At 40.5% G+C, this 21670-nt stretch carries 22 protein-coding genes and 1 pseudogene; 16 read left to right on the top strand and 7 right to left on the bottom strand.

Features of this window, described 5'->3' with window-relative positions; genetic code table 11:
- Positions 1–236: pseudogene (locus tag V7K53_RS27990) on the top strand (photosystem II q(b) protein); the annotation flags it as partial.
- A 179-nt stretch (positions 237–415) separates the two neighbouring features.
- On the opposite strand, the gene V7K53_RS27985 reads toward V7K53_RS27990, so the two are convergent.
- Positions 416–1348, bottom strand: a complete 933-nt coding sequence (locus V7K53_RS27985) for a GIY-YIG nuclease family protein (RefSeq protein WP_335200740.1) — start codon at positions 1346–1348, stop codon at positions 416–418.
- Positions 1349–1455: 107 nt separating this feature from the next.
- Here V7K53_RS27985 and V7K53_RS27980 point away from each other — a divergent pair, with 107 nt between their 5' ends.
- The 3 genes from V7K53_RS27980 (at position 1456) to V7K53_RS27970 (ending at position 3982) form a co-directional block, all read left to right on the top strand.
- A complete protein-coding gene (locus V7K53_RS27980; protein ID WP_335200738.1) occupies positions 1456–1749 on the top strand; it encodes a hypothetical protein in 294 nt (97 codons plus the stop codon).
- Positions 1750–1857: 108 nt separating this feature from the next.
- Positions 1858–3231, top strand: coding sequence for a DUF2252 domain-containing protein (locus V7K53_RS27975; protein ID WP_335200737.1), 1374 nt, complete (start codon positions 1858–1860; stop codon positions 3229–3231).
- A gap of 262 nt (positions 3232–3493) precedes the next feature.
- The gene (locus tag V7K53_RS27970; protein WP_335200739.1) at positions 3494–3982 is read left to right on the top strand and encodes a GIY-YIG nuclease family protein; all 489 of its coding nucleotides are present in this window, start codon (positions 3494–3496) and stop codon (positions 3980–3982) included.
- Positions 3983–4142: 160 nt separating this feature from the next.
- Here the strand turns inward: V7K53_RS27970 and V7K53_RS27965 are convergent, their stop codons facing one another.
- Positions 4143–4997, bottom strand: a complete 855-nt coding sequence (locus tag V7K53_RS27965; RefSeq protein WP_335200736.1) for an SDR family oxidoreductase — start codon at positions 4995–4997, stop codon at positions 4143–4145.
- 536 nt (positions 4998–5533) lie between these two features.
- Here V7K53_RS27965 and V7K53_RS27960 point away from each other — a divergent pair.
- The 4 genes from V7K53_RS27960 (at position 5534) to V7K53_RS27945 (ending at position 8499) form a co-directional block, all read left to right on the top strand.
- Entirely contained in the window at positions 5534–5986 is a 453-nt protein-coding gene (locus tag V7K53_RS27960) for an Hsp20/alpha crystallin family protein (RefSeq protein WP_335200735.1), read from the top strand.
- A gap of 141 nt (positions 5987–6127) precedes the next feature.
- A complete protein-coding gene (locus tag V7K53_RS27955) occupies positions 6128–6370 on the top strand; it encodes a hypothetical protein (protein ID WP_335200734.1) in 243 nt (80 codons plus the stop codon).
- Positions 6371–7104: 734 nt separating this feature from the next.
- Positions 7105–7632 (top strand): DM9 repeat-containing protein, encoded by a 528-nt coding sequence (locus tag V7K53_RS27950; RefSeq protein ID WP_335200733.1) that lies wholly within the window; start codon positions 7105–7107, stop codon positions 7630–7632.
- A 423-nt stretch (positions 7633–8055) separates the two neighbouring features.
- Positions 8056–8499 carry a peptidase inhibitor family I36 protein gene (locus V7K53_RS27945; RefSeq protein WP_335200732.1) on the top strand — a complete coding sequence of 148 codons (444 nt, stop codon included), beginning with the start codon at positions 8056–8058 and terminating at the stop codon, positions 8497–8499.
- Positions 8500–8538: 39 nt separating this feature from the next.
- Here V7K53_RS27945 and V7K53_RS27940 read toward each other — a convergent pair whose 3' ends face one another.
- Positions 8539–8730 carry a hypothetical protein gene (locus V7K53_RS27940; RefSeq protein ID WP_322701474.1) on the bottom strand — a complete coding sequence of 64 codons (192 nt, stop codon included), beginning with the start codon at positions 8728–8730 and terminating at the stop codon, positions 8539–8541.
- Between the two features lie 83 nt (positions 8731–8813).
- Positions 8814–9269, bottom strand: coding sequence for a hypothetical protein (locus V7K53_RS27935; RefSeq protein ID WP_335200731.1), 456 nt, complete (start codon positions 9267–9269; stop codon positions 8814–8816).
- A 555-nt stretch (positions 9270–9824) separates the two neighbouring features.
- On the opposite strand from V7K53_RS27935, the gene V7K53_RS27930 reads away from it, so the two are divergent.
- The 5 genes from V7K53_RS27930 to V7K53_RS27910 all read left to right on the top strand — a co-directional run bounded on the left by V7K53_RS27930 (position 9825) and on the right by V7K53_RS27910 (position 14155).
- Positions 9825–10790: an aldo/keto reductase gene (locus V7K53_RS27930; RefSeq protein WP_335200730.1), complete on the top strand. Its 966-nt coding sequence runs from the start codon at positions 9825–9827 to the stop codon at positions 10788–10790.
- 370 nt (positions 10791–11160) lie between these two features.
- Positions 11161–12153, top strand: coding sequence for a cyclase family protein (locus V7K53_RS27925; RefSeq protein ID WP_335200729.1), 993 nt, complete (start codon positions 11161–11163; stop codon positions 12151–12153).
- A gap of 366 nt (positions 12154–12519) precedes the next feature.
- Positions 12520–13158 (top strand): MarC family protein, encoded by a 639-nt coding sequence (locus V7K53_RS27920; RefSeq protein ID WP_335200728.1) that lies wholly within the window; start codon positions 12520–12522, stop codon positions 13156–13158.
- Between the two features lie 336 nt (positions 13159–13494).
- Positions 13495–13824, top strand: coding sequence for a hypothetical protein (locus tag V7K53_RS27915; protein ID WP_335200727.1), 330 nt, complete (start codon positions 13495–13497; stop codon positions 13822–13824).
- 13 nt (positions 13825–13837) lie between these two features.
- Positions 13838–14155, top strand: a complete 318-nt coding sequence (locus V7K53_RS27910) for a YciI family protein (RefSeq protein ID WP_335200726.1) — start codon at positions 13838–13840, stop codon at positions 14153–14155.
- 192 nt (positions 14156–14347) lie between these two features.
- On the opposite strand, the gene V7K53_RS27905 is transcribed toward V7K53_RS27910, so the two are convergent.
- Positions 14348–16213, bottom strand: coding sequence for a 3'-5' exonuclease (locus V7K53_RS27905; RefSeq protein WP_335200725.1), 1866 nt, complete (start codon positions 16211–16213; stop codon positions 14348–14350).
- Positions 16214–16225: 12 nt separating this feature from the next.
- Here V7K53_RS27905 and V7K53_RS27900 point away from each other — a divergent pair, with 12 nt between their 5' ends.
- The 3 genes from V7K53_RS27900 to V7K53_RS27890 all read left to right on the top strand — a co-directional run bounded on the left by V7K53_RS27900 (position 16226) and on the right by V7K53_RS27890 (position 19915).
- Entirely contained in the window at positions 16226–16453 is a 228-nt protein-coding gene (locus tag V7K53_RS27900) for a hypothetical protein (RefSeq protein ID WP_335200724.1), read from the top strand.
- Positions 16454–16756: 303 nt separating this feature from the next.
- Entirely contained in the window at positions 16757–18742 is a 1986-nt protein-coding gene (locus V7K53_RS27895; RefSeq protein WP_335200723.1) for an ATP-binding protein, read from the top strand.
- Positions 18743–19090: 348 nt separating this feature from the next.
- Positions 19091–19915, top strand: a complete 825-nt coding sequence (locus V7K53_RS27890) for a hypothetical protein (protein ID WP_335200722.1) — start codon at positions 19091–19093, stop codon at positions 19913–19915.
- Positions 19916–19952: 37 nt separating this feature from the next.
- On the opposite strand, the gene V7K53_RS27885 is transcribed toward V7K53_RS27890, so the two are convergent.
- Both V7K53_RS27885 and V7K53_RS27880 read right to left on the bottom strand, forming a co-directional pair.
- On the bottom strand, positions 19953–20444 hold the full coding sequence (locus tag V7K53_RS27885; RefSeq protein WP_335200721.1) for a hypothetical protein: 492 nt from the start codon (positions 20442–20444) through the stop codon (positions 19953–19955).
- 320 nt (positions 20445–20764) lie between these two features.
- Positions 20765–21337 carry a sigma-70 family RNA polymerase sigma factor gene (locus V7K53_RS27880; RefSeq protein ID WP_335200720.1) on the bottom strand — a complete coding sequence of 191 codons (573 nt, stop codon included), beginning with the start codon at positions 21335–21337 and terminating at the stop codon, positions 20765–20767.
- Positions 21338–21670: the final 333 nt, after the last annotated feature.

Raw genomic sequence — 21670 nt, 5'->3', positions numbered from 1 at the left:
TCTGGTTCACCGCCTTGGGTGTAAGCACAATGGCGTTCAACTTGAACGGTTTCAACTTCAACCAATCAATCATTGACTCTGAAGGTCGTGTGATTTCAACTTGGGCTGATGTAATCAACCGCGCTAACCTGGGTATGGAAGTAATGCACGAGCGTAACGCTCACAACTTCCCCTTAGATTTGGCTGCTGGTGATTCTGCTCCTGTAGCTCTTACCGCTCCTGCTATCAACGGTTAATCAGTAATCGCGTCAAATAAAACAAAAAGCGCTCTCCAGAAAGGGGGGCGCTTTTTGGTGTTGATGATTGGGGGTGCAGGGGTGATAGGAGAGAGGCGATGTCAACGTATGTAAACTACGCCCCTCAGTTCCAGTTTCTTAGAGGAAAAATAGCGATCGCAGTAGTTCATACCAAAATGCTACACAGCAACTTGAATCAAGCTAGTATTCTCCTCAAGAATATCTATTTCATCAAGAGATAGTATTTTAGGTTGCATTTGTTGCAGGTCACGCAGCACAATTTTGACATCCTCAGTATTAAATTTATAATACTCAGTTAAACTGCCGAGGGGATAATTAAAACCCTGATAGCGGTGTTTGAAATACAGTTCAATATTTCCTCGGTGTAACCAAGTTCCTAGTACTTTAATAACAGCACTTGAATAATGAGCAAGTAAATCAATTTTTACTTCTGCTATTCGCTTGATAACGGGTCTTTGGGTTACTCCTATTTTGTAGATAATTCCAATATTCGTTTCAATCTCTAAAAAATATAGGCTAGAGGATAGAATACGTTGAAGTTGAGCGCGGTAAAGTTTTAAATCGGTGAGTCGGTATGCTAAATCTGGGGCATTTTTGTACTCGGCGTGTTTCAAGGCTAGCTCCAGCTTCAGCAGCTTTTTAAGTAATAGCGGCTCCTGTATATCGTTGAACCGCGTAAACTCTAGCGCTCCAACGGGAATTTTACCCAAGTGACTAAATTCATATTCAGGTGGTTTAATGTAGACATTTTTTCTCAACATTCCTGCTTTTATCAACCCAGGAGTAACTAAGTAGGAACTGATAGGGTAATTGTTTGCTCCGTACTCCTTCCACAGCAGTTTTAACTGTGCCAAATCCTTGCCAGATAATTGAATATTGAAATTATCATAAAGTGGTAGAGTTGGAAATTCTCGGTTAGCTATGGGGCGGCAGGTTTGGTCATTATGAGCAAAATGATGCTCTTTCACCTTGCCTTTCTTGGCAGTTAACTCACCATGACAGTAAGGACACTTAAGTGAAGTCTTGCCCCTGTTGATATCTTCAATACATATCAAGATACCTTCTTCATTTACACCAAATTTTAGCCACATTGCCACACCATTATTGAATAGTTAAAGTTGCTTTTACAAGTGTGCTTCAACTTTTTAAAAATGTATCTATCTTCTGGATTAGTGTAATGTTGATTTGAAGAATGTAAATGCAATGGAGTGAAGCGCAGGTATCGCTTGAGGATAAGTTTAGCTTGTGTGAATTAATACTCGTAAATTTCTTAGAGGAAATGATTGAAGTGAAGGCATTGGCGATCTGGAGTAAGGCGATGCCTACGACAGGCAACTCTTGGAGAGGCTACGCCAACGCCTACGCTCTATTTTCCTCTCTACGAGACGCTGAACGCGTTCGCTTGATTGAGGGCAGCGTAAAATTCTTGACAGCAATCTTTTTACTGGTAATCTTTTTACTGGCTATGAATAGTTGTTACATTGTGCTTTAAATCACTTTATAAGTTATGACTCAAGGTGGTAAAAGAATTGTTGTTGGATGGTTGTGTCTACACAAGAGTCCAGCAAGAGTTAATTTCTTTACCATCTAAGAGACTTTCATGCTCAAACACATATCTGCAATCGCAGCCGTATTCATTTTAACTTTGGGGTTTGCATCTACATCTGTTGCTGCAACTCCCCGTTCAACTTGGGTGGAAAATGAAATTTACCAATACAACCATCCCTTTGCTTCTCAATTACCGCAAGAACTGGCAACGAAGATGCAAAAGATGACAGCTAGCGCCTTCGCCTTCTATCGAGGGACGGCTCACATCTTTTATCGTGATATGCAAACATTACCAGGTTCAGGATTTGTCAATTCTTCTACCTCAGCCATTTGGTTAGAAGGAGATATGCATTTGCAAAATCTTGGGGGAATGAGGGATAGCAACGATAATAACGTCTTTGACACCACTGACTTTGATGAAGGTTATCTTGGCCCCTACGTTTGGGATTTGCGACGTATGGCAGTCTCGATTCTCCTAGCAGCCAAAGAGAATGGACTAAGCTCCAGTGATGCTCAAGATATTGTCCGAAATTTCCTGGATGCTTACCTCAACAAGATGAGCGACTTTAAGGGGACTAACGACGAGCTTTCATACCGTTTGCAAGAGAGCAATACCAACGGTGTGGTCAAGGATTTAATTCAACAGGCAGCAGCCAAGAGCCGCTCTAGTTTGCTAAATAAGTACACGCTGCTAAATAGTAGTAGCAATCGAGTTTTTCAGACAACCTCTGAACTCCAGCCTGTATCCAGCAGTACCTACTCAGATATTACTGGGGCGATGAGCAGCTACATTACTTCAGTTCCTAGCAGTAAGCGTTACAGCAATAGTTACTACATCCTAAAAGATATTCGTCTCAAATTAGGTTCCGGTACTGGTAGTCTTGGTAAGTATCGGTATTACTTGCTGATTGAGGGCCCAACTTCAGCAACCGATGATGACCGGATTTTGGAGATGAAGCAAGAAACCAGTAGCGCCGTGGCAATCGCAGTTCCAGGTTTACTACCAAGTTCAGTCTATGGAAATCATCAAGGAGCGAGGGTGACAATCGCCACCAAAGCGATGCTATCTAATACTGACCCCTTGGTTGGCTACACTACGGTCAGTGGTATCCCCTTTATGCTGCATGAAAAATCCCCTTACCAGGTGGACTTTGACTATACCTTACTAACCACTAAATCAAAATTCATGGATGCGATGGGATATGCAGGTAAGGTCGTTGCTAAAAACCATGCGATCTCCGATCAAGATTACGATGCTAGCATTGTTTCAGAAAGCGTTGACAAGCAAGTGACTGATATCACCAGCGGTAACAAGGCTGTATTCAAAGATGAGATTGTTAACTTTGCTCTAGACTATGCAACTCAAGTCGAGTACGACTACACCAGTTTCGTGAACGCTTACAACAGTGGGGTGACACTCTACTAAACTGAACTGTTTATTGCAATTGTTGAATATAGGCGATGTCTGCAACGGGCTACGCTTACTCTTGAGTTTTCCTGGCTTGAATTGGGGCGATGCCTACGGCGGTAAACTACGCACTCCTAAACCCGTTAACAGGTTTCTTGCATTTCAGTTCTGGGAGATAATCAGCTAGTCGGCACACTCCCCTAATATATTGGAACCCAATCAGCTAAACCTATTCCCATCTGTAACGCCCACACCAGCACGTAGAGCAGAGGTGCTGGTGATGAGTGCTGATGCCCTGCTGAAGTGGAAAGCGCAGATTTTGGACTATCAGCAACGGGTGAGAGAAACTAAGCCAGTGCAGCAGGCGACGTTATTTGACTTAGCCCCTAAGCACTGCGACCCAGACCGGATCGATCCGTTGCAGTTACAGGTGCGATCGCTCTCGTTTTACCGAATGCCAGCAGATAGCCCCGGCGATGCGTGTCTTTACTTTGTTGTTGACTCCGCGGCTGGCTTAATTTTGTATGTGGGTGAGACGTGCAGAAGTAACAAACGGTGGAAAGGGATTCACGCCTGTAAGGATTATATAGCCAGCTACCAAGACCTGCATTATCGCTATGGAATGAAGACAGCAGTCAACATCGCGTTTTGGTGGGATACGCCTGTTGACCGACGCGCACGGCAAGAGTTGGAGTTGAACTTAATTTTGAAGTGGCGATCGCCCTTCAACAAGGAAAATTGGGAACGTTGGGGGCAACCGTTTGGGTAGGGCATTTTCTTAGAGGGCTGGGGGCATAGTTTACCGTTGTAGGCATCGCTTAATGCAGAAGAACGAGTGAAGTATTTGCGGCGGGTGATATGCTCTTGCTGTGAAGCGAGATTTGATTAGTAAAAACGTGACGCCGATAAAGAGCGATCACTCTATATTCTCACAACCAAAACTTTCGATAATCCTCAACATATTGCCGCATCGTCAGTGGCGGACGACCGAGTAATTGCTCTACATCTGGTGTAATGCCACCTGCCAATCCTAAACGAGCGGTTGTATAAATTGCTGCCATTACCAAAATGAAGTCCAACGACAGCCCGCGATCGCGCATTTGCCAAATAAACTTCAACAATGAGGGATTAGTATAGCGAATTGGTTTGCCCAAAACTTCTGTAAAAATTTCTGCTACTTCATAGTAAGTCAAGGCTTCCCTACCCGTGAGCGCATAAGCTTTTCCCAAATGCCCATCTTCAACCAAAGCACGTACCGCAACAGCAGCAATATCACGCACATCAATAAAACTGGTTTTACCATTCCCCGCTGGCATAAACAATTCGCCACGGGTTTTGATATCCTCTCGGTGTACGGTGTTAAGATTTTGCATAAAAAAGCTAGCGCGTAAAAACGTGGCAGGAATGCCCAATTGCTCGATGTAGCGCTCAATCTTGGCGTGCGGTACAACTCGGTTGCGCTCGGCTCCTAAAAGTGAAACAAAAACGATATGCTCAACACCTGCTTCTTTTGCAGCATTCAGCGCCGGAGCAATTTGCCTCTTCACATTGGCAAGTGCAGGCGGACGTACTAAAAAAAGTTTGTTGACTCCTTCAAAAGCGCTTGCCCACGTGTCGGGGTTAATAAAATCGAACCAGACACAATGAATGTTGCTGCCTAATATTTGTTGAGCTTTGTCGGGATTTCTGAGTGCGGCACAGACATGACAATCGTGGGATAGTAGCAAGCGAATAACCTCACAGCCAACATTCCCAGTCGCACCCGTCACTAAAATTTTCAACATTCCTTGTTTGCTGATTTGGTTTAATTAAGAGGCGCATTTTATCAACCTATTTCTAACTTTAGAACATAAATTTCATATGCACGCTCTAGTAATCTCTGCCTATTTTTAACAATTACGCTGCTCGTTTCACAAATTCGTCTCGATGCCACCTTATTGCATCAAGCCTTGGATAATACTGTTCTTGGGCTGGTAACATCATGCGATCGCCTCTTGCCCTGTTTTCCTCGCTTGAAAAAGTGTAGATGTTCCTGGGCGTGGATATCAGAGTTGAGATTGGGTAGGGTTAAAGCTTAACTTCACTATACCTTTTAATAGCAGACTTATTGTTATTAATAGTTATTATTCTGGTTTACCGAACCGCAAAATTCGAGTAAACCGTAATCTTTTTTACTGGCTAATTTGGTGTGGTAATCATCAATTATTGGGTGATAATAACCGAATTTACAGGACTTCTAACCATACTTATTATGAATACATAAGCACAAAACGAAGTGCAAAAACGATTAAGCAGGAACTATTTAAAGAGAGTAAGAGTTATGGCACTAGTTCGTTACAACCCCTGGCAAGAATTGAACGCTTTAGAACGTCACATCAACGGCTTATTTGGAGATACCAGAGTCCCATCTACACGGCTTGACAGAGATTTTATCAGAGTTCCGGCTGCTGAGTTGCACGAAACTGATGATGCTATTCATTTGAAGCTAGAACTGCCAGGACTAGAGGCTAAAGACCTGGATATTCAAGTTACCGAAGATGCTGTTCACATTAGCGGTGAGCGCAAGTCCCAAACTAAAACCGAAAACAATGGCACTACAAGAAGTGAATTTTACTATGGTAAATTCCAACGTGTAATTCCTCTATCTGCCCGGATTCAAAATACCAATGTCACCGCAGATTATAAAGACGGCATTTTGAATTTGACACTGCCCAAGTCTGAGCAAGAAAAGAACAAAGTTGTCAAGGTTAATCTAGAGCAACCTGCTGCTTAATTGGTTGTGATGAAAATACTCTACCTCCAATAATTGATTGAGATGCTAAAAGCCCAGTTATGAGATGACTGGGCTTTTTTGTATGCGATCGCTTTTGGGTTTTCCTCTAAGAATTAGGGCGATCGCTATCTCTTGGAGTGAGTGAGAGTAAGGACTGGCAGCTACGCTGCTGACGACTCAGGCGTTGCCGCGTCTCCTGCTGTGCGAGTGTGCGATCGCCCCCATTCCCCAACCCCAATACCCAATGATTACCACTTCAGGATGACCGGCGAAGCCGTCGTCGTTCGCTTGCGTCAGCAAGCAGTCAAGGATGCGGGGAATTCTGGCGATCGCCCTTTGGCAAACTGTTACAAACCAATTAACCAGTTATACAAATACCAATAACCAATAACAGCCAAACTAGCTTGGTGAACCAGTTAATAAAAACATATAACTGTTACTCAACTAGTTATTGTATGCATAACAAGATGCTTCAAGATCGCACCACGTATATAACAGGTAGTGTCCACCTATATTTCCCGACATTGGGCTTAAACACGCGCACTGAGGGATTAAGACCGTATTACACTGGTGAAAAAAATATCTCGAAAAACAACCCTTTTTGGGCGTTCGTATGGACACTATCGCTACCCTGACTTTTTCCGTTATCTCCTTAATTCAGCGATCGCGTACTCTACTCTAGCCCAAAAGCCCTGTTCTATCGTGATTCATTGTCATTAATATTAATTTATTCTCAATAACTATGGTCTGAAACCCTTGCTATTTCGTTGTTTCACGACTTAACGGGAAAAGCCAGTATCGCTACCAGCCTATACTAACCGTGTAGACGTAGCTGCCGTAGGCATCGCTAGCAATAATCAACCTTTACCAAACCGGATAAAGCTTCCTTAAGCATTTACCAAAATAGTTTTTGAATATAAATGTAACTTTTTATTTTTATTTTACGAATGCATATAAAAAATGAAAATATTAAATTAGATTTTTAATAAGTTGAATATTTGAAAATATTCAACTTATTATTCACCACTCTTTGAAAGTTTGATTTTTCATATTCTTACATTATTTTGCGTTTTGTATAAATTCAGTAACAACTATTAAAAAATGGGAGTTGATTGAATATGCAATTGAAAACACTCGCAACAAATTTAATAAAATTTAATTGTATTGCTAAACTCCTAGCAGTTGGAATAGCAGTTTCCATAGGAGTACCTGCATTAGCCGAGGTTTCACAGACTACTGTTAAACCCTTTAATCCTTATTATATTCAAGGAGGTACTGAAGATAATAATGGAACTATTTTATACATTTGCTCTACCATTGTTGATGGGGAGTATACACCTGGGAAATACTATCCACCAACTCAAAAATGCTACGTTCCTTGGGGTGGCGAAGAATACGCCTACGAGTACGCTATATTTTACACAGCTAATAGCTGGACGTGGGTAAATTTTCCGGGGTACATTCTTGATAATGTTCGTGGTGGTACAGAGGATAATGGTGCGAATATATTATATTTTTGCAGAGCCATTGTTGATGGGGAGTATACACCTGGGAAATACTATCCACCAAATCAAACCTGCTACGTTTCTTGGGGTGGTGAAGAATACGGATTTAAGAGTAATTTCCAGGTTCTAATTGCAAACTAAATTAGAAGCAAAAGGTTTTAACTGATCGCAACTTCCCTACTTTCCCCAATTTGACCTCATAGCACCTCACGCTACCGCAACAAAACATTACAAGTTGTCTGTAAAAACTAAACTGGGGACAAAGAAGCTTTTTTGTCCTGTCGTTTGATATTTACTTTGGTTTGTTGGTGTGATGAAGCCACATCTGTTCTTAATAACGGTTATCTACGCCAGCAGATAGACAGTTACTATTTGCTTAATATATAGCTTTTGACTGATTGTTAAATATTTAGGCTCTTTAATACAATACTGATAAAGTGTTTATTCGTAATGCTCATTATATAATTTGCAACTGCCAGCCAAATAATTATGTCGGCGATGCAAGTGAGTAACAGCAACGCCAGTAAACAGAGAACAACAGCATTTCCTACAAAGTCTCATTAAATGGAAAAACTGATGAAGGAGCAACCCATAACATCTGCCGATAAGAGCGCCGCCGCTTCGCGACGCTCCCGACAGACTGCACGCCCCGCCCTAACGTTGCTGCTCGCGATGACCTCCCTAGTCACCGCCGTCGGCATCGCCTCCCCGGCGACCGCCAACTCGGCCGACTGCCCCTCCGGCAAGTTCTGCATCTGGACGAACTCCACCTACAACGGGTCTTTTGCGTATTTCGCCAAAGGTTCTGCCAATCTGGCTAACCCGATCGGTGGATATGTGTTCAACAACAAGGTCACGTCAATCTGGAACCGGACTGGCAGCGCATGGTGTCTATACGACGGTGCAAACTACAAGACGCTGTTACTACGGCAGTCTGCGGGAGGCTACCGCGCCAACCTAGCGATCGAGCGCATCGACAACAAGATGAGTTCGCTGAAATCCTGCTGAGATGTAGTAGTTCACATGGTCGGTGAAAGTGCGATCGCCCTAGTCCTGAACACGTTTTTTCTTCCAATCAAAAAGTGTTACACCAGCCTTAGCGCTCCACTCATTCAAAGCTTTTTGAACATCAATGATTTCGTCTGGTATCTCTACTTCCATTGATTGAATATCGGGAATACATTGCGGTGAATCGCACTCTTCTGGAGTTAAATGAGCATAGTAAATCTTGATTTTCATAAATCTACATTTACCATGCGATGGGTGTCCACCGTCTAAGAATTAGGAGGTGCGATCGCATACCTGCCCCCGGAGTAGGGCAACTACTGTCCTGATGTCCAAGTCCGTAGTTTAGTTAGTGCAGGTTTAGAAGGTGTGGACAAATTGAGTCGGTATTGGAACATTGGGACATAGGAACCATTACCCTCGCGGACGGTAACGAGAAAAGCTGTTTTATTGCGTGGGTCTTTGTCGATTTTATCGATGTAACCAGACTGTATTTGTTGTATGTTTAAAGGTTTTGCTTGTTTAAATCCTGGTTTTGAAATACAAACAATAGTACTTCCATCTTGATACCTACCTGAGTAAAACCAATATGTTTGCCCTTTGGTTTTAAATTCGGATTTATAGAAAATAGTAAACCTATCAAATTCATTTAATTGCTGATTTTGTTTACAGTTATTGTCAATGTATATTTCTTGAGCAACAGTTGGAGGACTGGAGAATAAACTCAGCATTAAACTCAAAGTAAGTCCAGAGAAGAGTGTTGTTTTAGACATAAATTTATTAATCAAAAGTTTCCTCTAAGAATGATAAGCGATCGCTCTTGAGTTTTCCTCGCTTGAAAATGTTAAAGTTACAGCAGCACGTTCAAAGGTTCTGGCAATTTGGCATCACAAGTCTCTGAATTGCAGTTTCAATGAGATAACAGAACAGAACAAAACAGCCACAAATCGCCAGTTGTTGACCCAACGCTGTAGAGGAACTCAGCAGCCAACCCACAGCGCTCGGTCATCGCTTCGCCACAACTGGCTAGTAATGTACTAGAAAATAAATAGTAAATGTGCGTAGACGCAGCCCCTTAAAGTAGACATCGCCCACTTTCCTCCAGAACTAAAGAGGCAAGTACAACCCGCTACTATCGCGCTTGCTTGGCGTGGGCATAACGGCTGATGGTGTGTAAGCTGCTATGCTTCAAAGTCTGCTGTACCAATTGTACAGGTGTGCCCTGGTCTAAACTATGGCTAGCGATCGCCCTCCACCGTCTTCAGTTTTTTAGAGGAAACCTCTATAGTTGGCACAAGTAATTCTAAAACTGTCTTGTAAGAATTCTTATGGTTATTACACAAAGACGTAAACTTGGACGTTCTGGATTAGAAGTATCACCACTATCTTTTGGTGGTAACGTGTTTGGCTGGACTATCGATGAAAATAGTTCATTTGAGATTTTAGATCGCTTTATAGCGGCTGGAGGTAATTTTATTGATACAGCTGATGTTTATTCTAAGTGGGTTGCAGGAAATCTTGGTGGAGAGTCTGAGACAATTTTAGGAAAATGGCTCAAGCAGCGTGGCAACCGTGACCAAGTGGTGATTGCAACTAAGGTTGGCAACGATATGGGTGTTAAAGGCAAAGGGCTTTCTCGTAAACACATTCAACAAGCTGTTGAAGACTCATTGCAAAGGTTACAAACCGATTATATCGATCTATATCAATCGCATATCGACGATGAAAACACTCCACTTGAAGAAACCCTTGAAACCTACGCAGAATTGATTCGTCAAGGAAAAGTACGTGCGATTGGTGCTTCAAATTATAGTGCAGAGCGTCTGTTACAGGCATTAGAAATTAGCCGTCAGCATGGTTATCCTCGCTACGAAAGCCTTCAGCCCCGTTATAACTTGTATGACCGAGATGGTTATGAGCAGGATTTACAACAAATTTGCCAAGAACACTCAATTGGCGTGATTAGCTATTCCTCTTTGTGCAGTGGCTTTCTCTCTGGTAAATATCGCTCAGAAAAAGATTTGTCTATTAGTCTGCGTGGTAGTTCTGTAAAAAGATATTTAAATCCTCGTGGTTTACGAATTCTAGAGGCAATCGATCGGGTGGCAAAGACTTATAATTCTACTCCTACCCAGGTTTCTCTGGCGTGGCTCATTGCTAATCCTACCATTACCGCACCTATTGTTAGTGCAACAAAGGTTGAGCAACTCAACGATATCATCAAAGCTGTCAATATAAAGCTCGACCAAGATGCTATTGACCTTCTCAATCAAGCTAGTTCTTCAAACAGCTAGTACGGCTACCTTGTCAGTCAACAGTTAATAGTTATTTCCCCCATATAAAGAGCTTTCCTCTTTGAAAAAGGGCGGTAGATTCCGATGCTTGGCTTGGGCGAAGGGCTGGCGGCGATCGCTTTTGGGTTTCCTCTAAGAATGGGGTGAGGTGCGATGGCTCAAGCGCCCGCCGCAGGCATCGCATCAGTGCTTTTCATACTCTTTGAATACACGTATTTTGGCACATCTGAGTGGTAGGGGAATCAATAAAACAGGAATGAAATAGCAGCTTTGCTCTAAAACACAATACCCCGAAAGAGCTTCAGGGTAAACAATGTAGCAATTTGTGGTAAAACAATTAGAGCTTTCAATTGCAATAACAAATAACACAATGACAATATTGCCGCAATGTAACCAAACACATCCCTTGCAAGAACTAGATAGATTTTTGCGTCAACCATTTCAAAAAACTTTCTGGGGAATTATTTGTTTAATAGTTCTGTTTGGTGTTGGTTTGGTGTCTGTAAACGCGGTACAGCCATTACGTGAGCCTTCCTTGTGGCAAGTTTATCAGCACTCACTCAAAAAAGCCAAATATGTTGACTTGACTCATGCGATCGCTCCTTCAATTCCTGTATGGTCAGGTTTTGGTTCATCAAAGTTTGCGCCTGCCATCAACCCAAAAACAGGTTCGCCATACACTTACCAAAAGGATGGGTTTGAAGCAACTCATTACGATTTATCTACCGATCAGCTAGGAACTCAACTAGATCCGCCTGCTCACTGGAATCCTGACTATCCAGCTATCGATGAGTTGCCAGCAACCTTTGCTGTTCGGCCTCTAGTAGTAATTCCGATCCAGGATAAAGTTGCCAAAGACCCCAATTACCACCTGAGTGTCAAAGATATTCAAGATTGGGAACGCAAACATGGCAGGATTCCACAAGGCTCAGTTGTATTTGTGCGTTCTGACTGGTCTTCATCATGGCCGAATCCAGAACTAGCTACTAGAACTAAGTTTCCTGGGGTGTCACTCGATGCACTGAAGTTTTTACACTTACAGCGCCAAATTCTTTTTCACGGACACGAACCCCTTGATACAGACAGCACCCCAATGCTCGAAGGAGAAGCTTGGCTGTTAAAAAATGGATATACCCAAGCAGAGGGTGTTGCAAATCTAGATCGGGTGCCAGAAACAGGCGCGTTAATCTCTATTGGGTATCCCAAATTTAAAGGTGGTTTAGGAGGTTATGCACGTTACATTGCTATCTGTCCGCCAAATTGGAAATACGGCGTTTCAGTAGGTCAAATGCCGGAGTCTCCCCTGCAAAAAGCAGATAAACCCCTGCACTGGGATACAAAATTGGGTGTACGGGTACGGTGAGATGAAGCAATTGGGTTATTGCAACTCTTGGAGACGCTGCGCGTAGCTTGCTTAAGAGCAGGGGTACGCTACAACTGGCTAGTAATGTACTAGAAAACACATAGTAAATGTGCGATGGCGTACCCGCCATGAGCCGGTGGCATCGCATTGGTGGTTCTTGGAGTTTTTTGTGAAAGCAGTAAAGTGACGTGAGTTCGACAGAACTAAAAAATGGCAGGAGGTAGTGCAGGCAAATCTTTTGGGTAAATATCAATCGACGGTTTTTTGGGCTGTTCTATCCGTCGAACTCACGTTAAAGTGGGTACACGCACCCCGACTGTCTGCTAAACTCTGCTTCTAGGAAACCTAGATATCCAAATATTGATAATGTCGTTAATTCCAAATACATTAGCAACCTTTGTGGCTCTTTTCCCAATCGCCAATCCAATCGGTGCAGTTCCGGTTTTTTACAGTTTAACAGCGAAGGAAACATCATCTGAGCGTCATCAGCAGGCGATACAAACTGCCATAAATGTAGTCTTAGTTTTAGCTGTGTTTTTACTAGTTGGCAGGTGGATTCTAGAATTTTTTGGAATCTCATTAAATGTACTACGACTGGCAGGGGGATTACTTGTTGCTCATACAGCCTGGGAAATGGTTACAGCCCGTCAACGACTAACTCCATCAGAAAATGATGAGGCTCTAGATAAAGAAGATATTTCTTTTACACCAATGGCAGTACCATTAATCAGTGGGCCTGGAGCAATTGGGGTAGTAACGAGTTTATCGATTAGCTTTAAGCATTGGGTAGACTATCTTGAGTCTTTAGTGGGAATTGCTTTAATAGGTATAAGCCTTTATCTGTGCCTGGCTTTAGGAGAACCCCTTATTAAGAAGTTAGGAAAAAATGGTGTGGGAGCCTTAAATCGAGTTTTTGGTTTTTTTATCCTAGCAATTGGTGTGCGTTTTATTGCCGATGGCTCTATTTCCTTGTTGAAAGAGGCGTTCCATATTCAAGTAAAATAATCTTTAACTATAATGCTATAAAATACTGGACAGAATTATTGAAAATTAAACCGCCACAATATCCTTATCTTGGTTAAAATGCTGGTTTTTAGGCTTGAACAAAGGTAGAAGAAACGAATAGCTGGCTTATTTCTCGTTCTTTTCTGGTGAATTATAGTATTACTTTGTGATAACTCCCAAGCGCTTACATGGCTTAGGTATAGCGGTTAATGGTATGCACTAAAAGCATAGCCCAATGTCTGCTGTCCCAAAATAAGGCATTATTCAGGTAGGTAATATATAATAATATTGCAATTAATTTAAATATACTTCAATTACAGCGATAGCTTTCATCCAATGGAACCATTAAATCAAAAATCCAGATGCGAAGAATGGAAGAGATTGAGAGAGGCTGGGCATGACTATAGAACAGCTTATACTCTATCTTCAGATAATCCTTTCGCTACTCATAATAGATTGAATAAGTTAAGGGAAGATATTTTAAACTATATTAATAGTGGTAAAAAAGATGAATCTTCTCCCATACATCAAAAACTTAAAAGGCTTCAACAGAGTAATAGTAAATATCTTCAAGAAAATAGTGACTTAATGAATAATATTCCAGAAGAATACCAAAATCCTTATTATATATATGGTAGGGATTTAACGGAGTTATTATCAGATTAATAATAGGTTTAATATGTCTCAACTGTTTGCCGTTGTCGTAGCAACTATTCCAGAGTATTACGACTATAAAAACGCTCACCCAGAACATGACCAAAATCAACTGGCTTGGTTTCGTGAGCAGTATGACAAAGGAACACTACTGTGCTGTGGGCCGTTTTTTCCCCATGATGGAACGGGGCTGTGGGTCATTCAGGCGGAGAATTTAGAAGCGGCTCAAGCAATTGTCAACAGTAGCCCCCGTGTGCGGGATGGGATGTTAGCGGACTCTGCTAGAGTTGTGGAGTGGCAGGTTCACATTGGACATGAGCGTTTTGAAAGTGTAAATAGATAGAAGCGATCTCTCGTTACCTAACGGCTCAAATCAAGTGCAGGTGCGTAATAAATTTTACCAATTAAACTGCTTTCCTACTTGTTGTACCCAAAGCTTCCTCAAGACGACTGGTAAATTCTGATGGGCGATGTCTGCGACGGGCTATTTGGTGTCGCTTGGGTTTTCCTCGCTTGATTGGGAGAGCGATCGCAATCAAATTACTCTACCTAGTGCTGTCTCAAGACGGTTGGTAAATTCAGAGGAGCGATCGCAAGTCATAATCAACTGCTCAATTGCCCGTGTCATCGCCACATACAATAGCCGCGCTTCTTCTTCTGGTGTACCGTGTCCGTACTGGTCAGGCATATAACCAATGCCTGGGATGCAAGCCACGGGAAATTCTAACCCTTTAGATGAGTACATGGTTATGAGTTTGATGCTTTGTTCGTCCGGGCGATAGTTGCGGCTGTCACTGTCGGCGTTGACCCACTCTATTGGGATTTGGGCTTGTTGGAAGTGATTATAGATGTTTTCGCCCATAAAGTTGGAGCGATAGATAATTGCTATTTCGTTCCAGGGGATATCTCGCTCGTGTAATTGTTGGACTCGCCCTGCTAGGTAATCTACCTCGTGTTTAAAACTGGGTAAACGGATGAGGTCTGGTTTGGGGCCTTGCCGTCCTGCACTAGTCGGTTCTACCAATATTTGTTGGTCATCATCCTGGGTTTCTGTGGGTTGCATTACTTCTTTTGCAAATTCATAGGCTACCCCCAATACTTGAGCCGTGTTGCGGTAGTTGAGTTTAAAAATGGTGGTGCGTCCCTGTGCCTGGATGCCCACACTCTTAAAGCTAAATTTCTGAGTGCGTTTTTCACCGTAGAGGTTTTGGGCATCGTCATAGAGGATAAGCAAAGAATTGGTTTCGGGGTTGACCATTTGAGCAATTAATTTGAGCCACTCTGGTTTAAAGTCGTGGCCCTCGTCGAGCATCACAGCGCCATACGTGCCAGCCGGTATTAACTTGGCATCGACGGCGGTAATTACTCTGTTAACCAGTTCTTCTACATAAGCATCACCTTGATACTCTCTAGAGTCGGGTCTGGGGATGTTGTATTTTTTTAGTAAATCCATGCACCAGCCATGAAAATGTCGTACTTTAATGCGACTGATTTTGTGCGGGTCTTCTTGAACCACCTGCCGGAGTTTGGCAGCAAGAGAGACATTGAAGCACAGCACCAAAATTGGTTTATTACTGACTTGAGCAAGGTGCTGACAACGGTAGGCTAAAATCATCGTTTTCCCGGAACCAGCCACACCATGAATTACCCGATGTCCATCACCTAAACTTCGTGCTAACTGTTCCTGTTGCAAGTCCATAATTTTCAGGATGTCGGGGATGACAGGTTGCGCCTGTTTTCCTTCAGTGACAGGGGTATCTACATCAATTAAAGGAGGAATCTGCACATCTGGGAACAGATGCCAACGGATTCTATCTATTTGACTGCTGGTTAAGGTCTTGCCAAATTGATATGCCGACAAATCCCAAAGCCGTTGCTGAAATTCGCCTGCATCTGTGCTTGGTCGCATTTCATCTTTGCAGATAACCAAGTGTTCCTCAAATACTGCTGGTAGTTCATTTTCATTGAATGCTTTGCGGGTGATGTTGGTAAATACCACGCCGTAACCGTAGGGCATAATCAGCTTACCTTGATATTTACCTTCTTGCTGCACCAGGGCAGGGTCTTTTTCTAGCATCTTGTTCACTGCTAGAGCATAATCTCTGGCTTGTTGTAGTGGATGCTTGACTTCCTTTATTCCATCCTCAGTAAGTAGTGTGACTGTGGAGGGGTTGATACTTTGAATAGTGTCTAACTTCCAATCTTTGACTTCAAGGATGAACAAGCCCCGGCTGGGGTGCAGCACGATAAAATCTGGGTGCAATTGCTTTTTACCCACTGGCACATCGTACCAAAGTAAATAATCATCCTCTAATTTTTCCTCTAAGCGCTGCGCTAACCTCCTCTCGCCAGGGGTCATTCGCATTGAGCAGCTATTGAATGAGGGAATTAGTGTGGACATAGCAAGTATGATTTGGGGTTTCCTCTAAGAATGGGGGCGATCGCTCCTACTGTTAGTCTTCCCATAAGAATGGGTGCGATCGCCTGCGACTGCCTGAAGTTTCCTCTAAGAATGGGAGCGAGGGACGAGCGCCTAGCTTGGGCGCTCTTTACCATCGCACATTTTGGTGGTTTGTCTTTTCGTGCTAGTCTAAGCTCTCGCGCTTGGTCTATTAACTGGGGTGATGGGGTCGGAGTGTGATCACACTCCGAGGGAAGTTAATAAGTAGCCAAAAAAAACAACAAAGCCCCCTATACTCACTGGGGACAGGATAATTTATGGGGTTGCTCCTCACTGTTACGGTTGAGGTGCAATTGTGTATTTGTGGACGTTTAATGTCACATCCATTATGATACATTGTTAATTATGTTATTTTGTATTTTATTAGTAATCTTGCCGCTTTTTATCTACTTGATTTAATTAGTAAGTAAAATATTTTTGGAATTTCACTTTTTGTGAAGATTATTCCACCATATAGCAACGTAAATCCTTAAATATAAAATTATGAAAAATATTCAAATTACTTCATTAGGTATTATAAAGGCACTTAAACACCATAATTATTTTTCATCTATTGCAGAATATATATGGAACGGCTTTGATGCAAAAGCTACTCAAATTAATATATTAATGCAATCTGATGATTATGGAAGAATATCGGAACTAAAAATTATAGATAACGGATGTGGTATTGCTGACTCAAGTAGATTTACACTCTTTTATGAATCCAATAAACAACTTACTCTTGGTACTTCAAAAAATTTATCAGCTATCCACGGTACTAATGGTATAGGAAGGTTAACTTTTTTTAATTTTTCTTCTTCAGCACAATGGGATACTGTTTATCAAAAAGAAGGAAGAAATTATAAATATAGCATAACTATAAAAAGTAACAAATTAGATAACTACGATATATCAGAAGAAAGAGAAACTGACGAACAAACAGGAACAATAGTTTCTTTTTATGATATTCATACAATTACTCCTGATGATTTTAATACTAACATTAAAGATTATTTGTATAGAGAATTTAGTTGGTTTCTTGAACTCAATTCAATGAAAAATTTCTCAATTAAGATAAATAACTCAGATTTAAATTATAGAGATAATTTTATCAGCGATTCTATTGAATTAGAACATAAAAATGGCGAATATTTATTTAATTTAAAATTTATTCACTGGGTTCAATCTTTAAATAAAGAATACTCAAGATACTACTTCATCAATTCAAAAGGTGAAGGAATATATAGCAACACAACTACTCTCAATAATAAAGGTGATAATTTTTCTCACAGTGTTTTTGTTAAAAGTGTTTTTTTTAATCAAGAACATTTTTTTCCTTATGAACTTTCTGTATTAAAGAATACTCCGAATGGACAAATTTATCATTCTCTAATTCGTTTTATTAATCAACAGCTTCAAAATCGAAGAAAGCTTTTTCTGAAGACAAAATCAGACCAAATAATAGAAGAATTTAGAAGAAATAATGCTTTCCCAAAGTTTAGCAATAATACTTGGGATCAACATAGAAAAAATGAGCTAGAAGATTTTATTAAAGAATTATACCAGGTAGAACCAAAAATTTTCAGTTCTCTTAACACTGAACAAAAGAAAGTATTTGTTCATTTTTTGAATTTAATACTTGATTCAGATGAGAGAAATAAGTTAGTTGATGTACTAGGAGAAATTATAAAATTAGATTCCTCTGAATTAGAACATTTATCCGAATCTTTAAAAATTACCAAACTTGCAAATATTATTAAAACTGTAAGATTGATAGAAGATAGATACAGAGCTATTGATCAATTGAAGAATTTAGTTTTCAGACCGGAGTTAGAAGCTAACGAGCGAGATCATATTCAAAAATTTGTTGAAAATCATTACTGGATTTTTGGTGAACAATATCATCTTGTAACTGCTGCTGAACCAAAATTTGAAGAAGCATTACGCAGATATATTTATCTATTGAGGGGGGAGAAGCCTGTAGTTTCTATCGATCATCCTGATAAGAATAAAGAAATGGATATATTTCTGGTACGGCAGCTTCTAAATAATTCTTCTATTAATAATGTAGTTGTAGAGTTAAAACATCCTAAAATTAAGCTTGGCTCAAAAGAACTAGAACAAGTAAAAAAATATATGGGAGTAATTTTAGAAGAAGATGAATTTAATGCTTCTAATATGTCTTGGGAATTTTATTTAATTGGTAATGATTTTCATCAAGATAAATATGTAGAAAGAGAAATACAAAATGCTAAATTTCATGGTGAAAAATCACTGGTTTACTCTGTTAATAATTATAAAATTTACGTAAAAAAGTGGAGTGAATTATTTGCTGAGTTCGACTTAAAACACAAATTTTTGTATGACAAACTAGAATTAGAAAAGATAAAGCTTAATACGGATGTTACAAGTGCAAACGAAGTAATTAGTCATATCCATAGTAATAGTGCTGTGCAACCTCCTCAGCGTGTTATTCCAGAAAATTAAAATTTTTGGAATTTATAGAATGTAGCCAAAGTCTTAGTGAAAATTACCTTTTAACCCCAATTTTTTTACACAAAATACCTAAGCCAAAATCCTGTTTAACTTCTTTTGTCCCATTCTTAGTAAGCAGTGTGACTGTGGAGGGGTTGATATTTTAAATAGTATCTAATTTCCAGCCTTTCAACTCAAGGCTTGGTTTGTTGAAAATCAATCCACATTTTTTAAACGATTAATAATATAGAATATAAATAATAGCAATTATTTATTCGAGTGCTACAGGCTAAAAATAAACTTCTTTGTTCAGTCTTTAAGGGTCTGAGATTTACTTTTTATTACGAGTTAGTCAACGTTATGACAAATAGCAAAAACTCAATTATTGAAAAGTTTAAGAAAAAGGATAAAATTTGTAATATTTGCCAAAAAGAGAAAGAATTATCAGATGATCATGTGCCTCCTAAAGTATGTCCTCCAGCTAAAAATACAGTCATCTCTAAGCTTTTATATGAGATGACAGGAGAGCGATCATTTCGTCCTAGAATTTCTCAAAATGGAATAACTTATAAAACAATATGCAGTGATTGTAACAATGGATTAGGTAGCAGATATGATTGGGCTTTAGGTGAATTTAGTCAGAAAATAGAAACTTTCATTGAGAGCAAATTGATTCTACCAGACTTCTTTGAGGTTGAATGTCACCCAAATGCAATTATGCGCTCTGTCTTAGGTCATCTTCTCGCAGCAAAAACAGAGACAGATAAAGTAGTTATAGACAATCTCATAAGACCTTGTATTCTAGATCCTTCATTGCCCATTCATGATGATATCCATATTTTATATTGGGTTTATCCTTATGAAAAAACCATTATATTGAGAGATTTTGGAATGCCAGCCGTAAGAGGGCATCTTCAAACAAGCGGCTTTTTCAATATGATTAAGTTTTATCCGATTGCTTTTTTAATCACTCACCAACTTAATAGCTATGAAGGGCTACTAAGCCTGCATCGATTTAATAAGCTTACCCCAAGTGACAAGGCTAATATACCAATTAATTTACGTTCTATAAAAAGCTCTACATGGCCTGAAGAGTGTCTTGGAACGGAAAACTTTCTTTTCCTTGGTCGATCTGCTAATGATTCTGTTTATGCGGTTCCCAAAGCTAAGAAGATAAAGATTTAATTCTCCCTTTAAAACTTGCGATCGCCCCCTCGCACCCCTACAGCTGCTCCATCTTAATCCCCGCCACTTCCAACATCACCGTAGTAATCGGCACAAGCCGCCCCACAGTCGTGTAATAGCTACTCCCCACTGGCGTTGTTGTGGCACGCTCCCGAAACCGCCGCATGGTAATCAAAAACCACTCCCGCGTTTTTGGCATCGGTAGCCGATACAAAAGCCGAGTGTTGACAAAGTAATAAAACAGCCAGTCTGCCTCGGTGTACATAAAGCAGCCGGGGGTTCCCTTTTCTAGGTTGCTGTGTGTTTCAAAGAACAAGTTACGAGTTTTATTCCACCTATCGCCCTTAATCTCAATCAAAATTTCGCCACTCTGCGTTGTCCAGATGAGGTCAATATCTCTACGTTGGTAGTCTGGGTCATCCTCAACGTTAACAACGCTAATAGTTTCTGACTTTCCCCATAACCACGCCTCAATGTCAGCCGTCGCCAGCTTTGCCACTTCTTGAGCGTCGTGCATGGTGTAGGTCATTGCTGCATCTCCTAGCAAGGCATACTAGTTTATTATTTCACTTTCGTTGCCAGAGCGATCGCCCTCACTTTGAGCGAATATCCTAGCTAAAAGCATTCTTAGAGGAAAACTTAAAGAAGGTAGATATGCTCCCGACGCATAGCGGCTTTTCGTCAAACATCGCCTGGTGATAGGTGGGTCGCTTCACCCTACACTTTCTTGATGCATAACCAAGCAATATAAATTATACAGATATCTCGTAAGCGTTCAGATTTATTCTTCAGACATTGCTAGATAAAACTAATGGTATTCAAACACTTTTATAATTGCACTCAAGAATGCTAAACATTTTGAAGTTCCAAAGAATGATATATGCTGCGAAGATGCTTTAAAGCTCTTTCTTTGCGTTTACGCAATGTTGCTTCATTCTGAACTTCCTTTCCTTGTAAAATTAAATGCAATTTAATTTCCTTCCATGATAAATCTTTGATCATCTTCAATCTCAAAATTTCTTTTTCTTCTGGTTCTAATTTTTCAAACGCTAGGTTTACTCTTTTGAATAATTCCTCTTCAATTTCTTCAGAAACGACAAGCCTGCAATTAACATGAAATTCAATCATGCTTTCATCAAGTTGTGAAAATCTGTTACGTTCTCGGCTCTGTTCCCTAATGATGTTATAAGCTGTTGCTCGAACCCAAGCAAGCGGTTTATCAATGTGTTCACCTTTTGCCATAAGTTTGATTCCACGCATATATGCCTCATTTAGTACCCAGGTAGGACTATAAGAATTACTGAGATTGAATTGGGCAAGGCTGCGCTTAATGAAAGCTAACATCGAGTGGGCAGAAGAACTCCCAGAATCAAGCAAGACCTGAAATTCTGTGTCAAATGCCTTACGACCACAAGATAGCATCCGATTGCCTCCAGTTAACTAAGTAGGAAGTGTTACGGCTTCTTATTCGGTTGAAAAATGGATTAACTTTACTTGTTAGTGACAAAAATGATTTTTTTGTGACTTGTTAATAAAATTTTTCTAAATTTTCGCCATTAGCGGTCACAAAAGTAAAATATTTTCACTATTCATTATGTAAGGTCACAAAACTAAAACATTCTCACTGTATAATAGGAGGTTAACCAAGCCAAATATGTTCACAAACTGGAAATTAAAAGGATACTGCGTATCTCTAACGAATTCTACAACTAGATGGATATGTAAGTCCGAACAGAATTTGGTGATAAGGAGCTA

This window comes from Nostoc sp. (assembly GCF_036917355.1).
Lineage (GTDB): Bacteria > Cyanobacteriota > Cyanobacteriia > Cyanobacteriales > Nostocaceae > Nostoc.
This window is presented reverse-complemented; position numbering and strand designations above follow the sequence as displayed.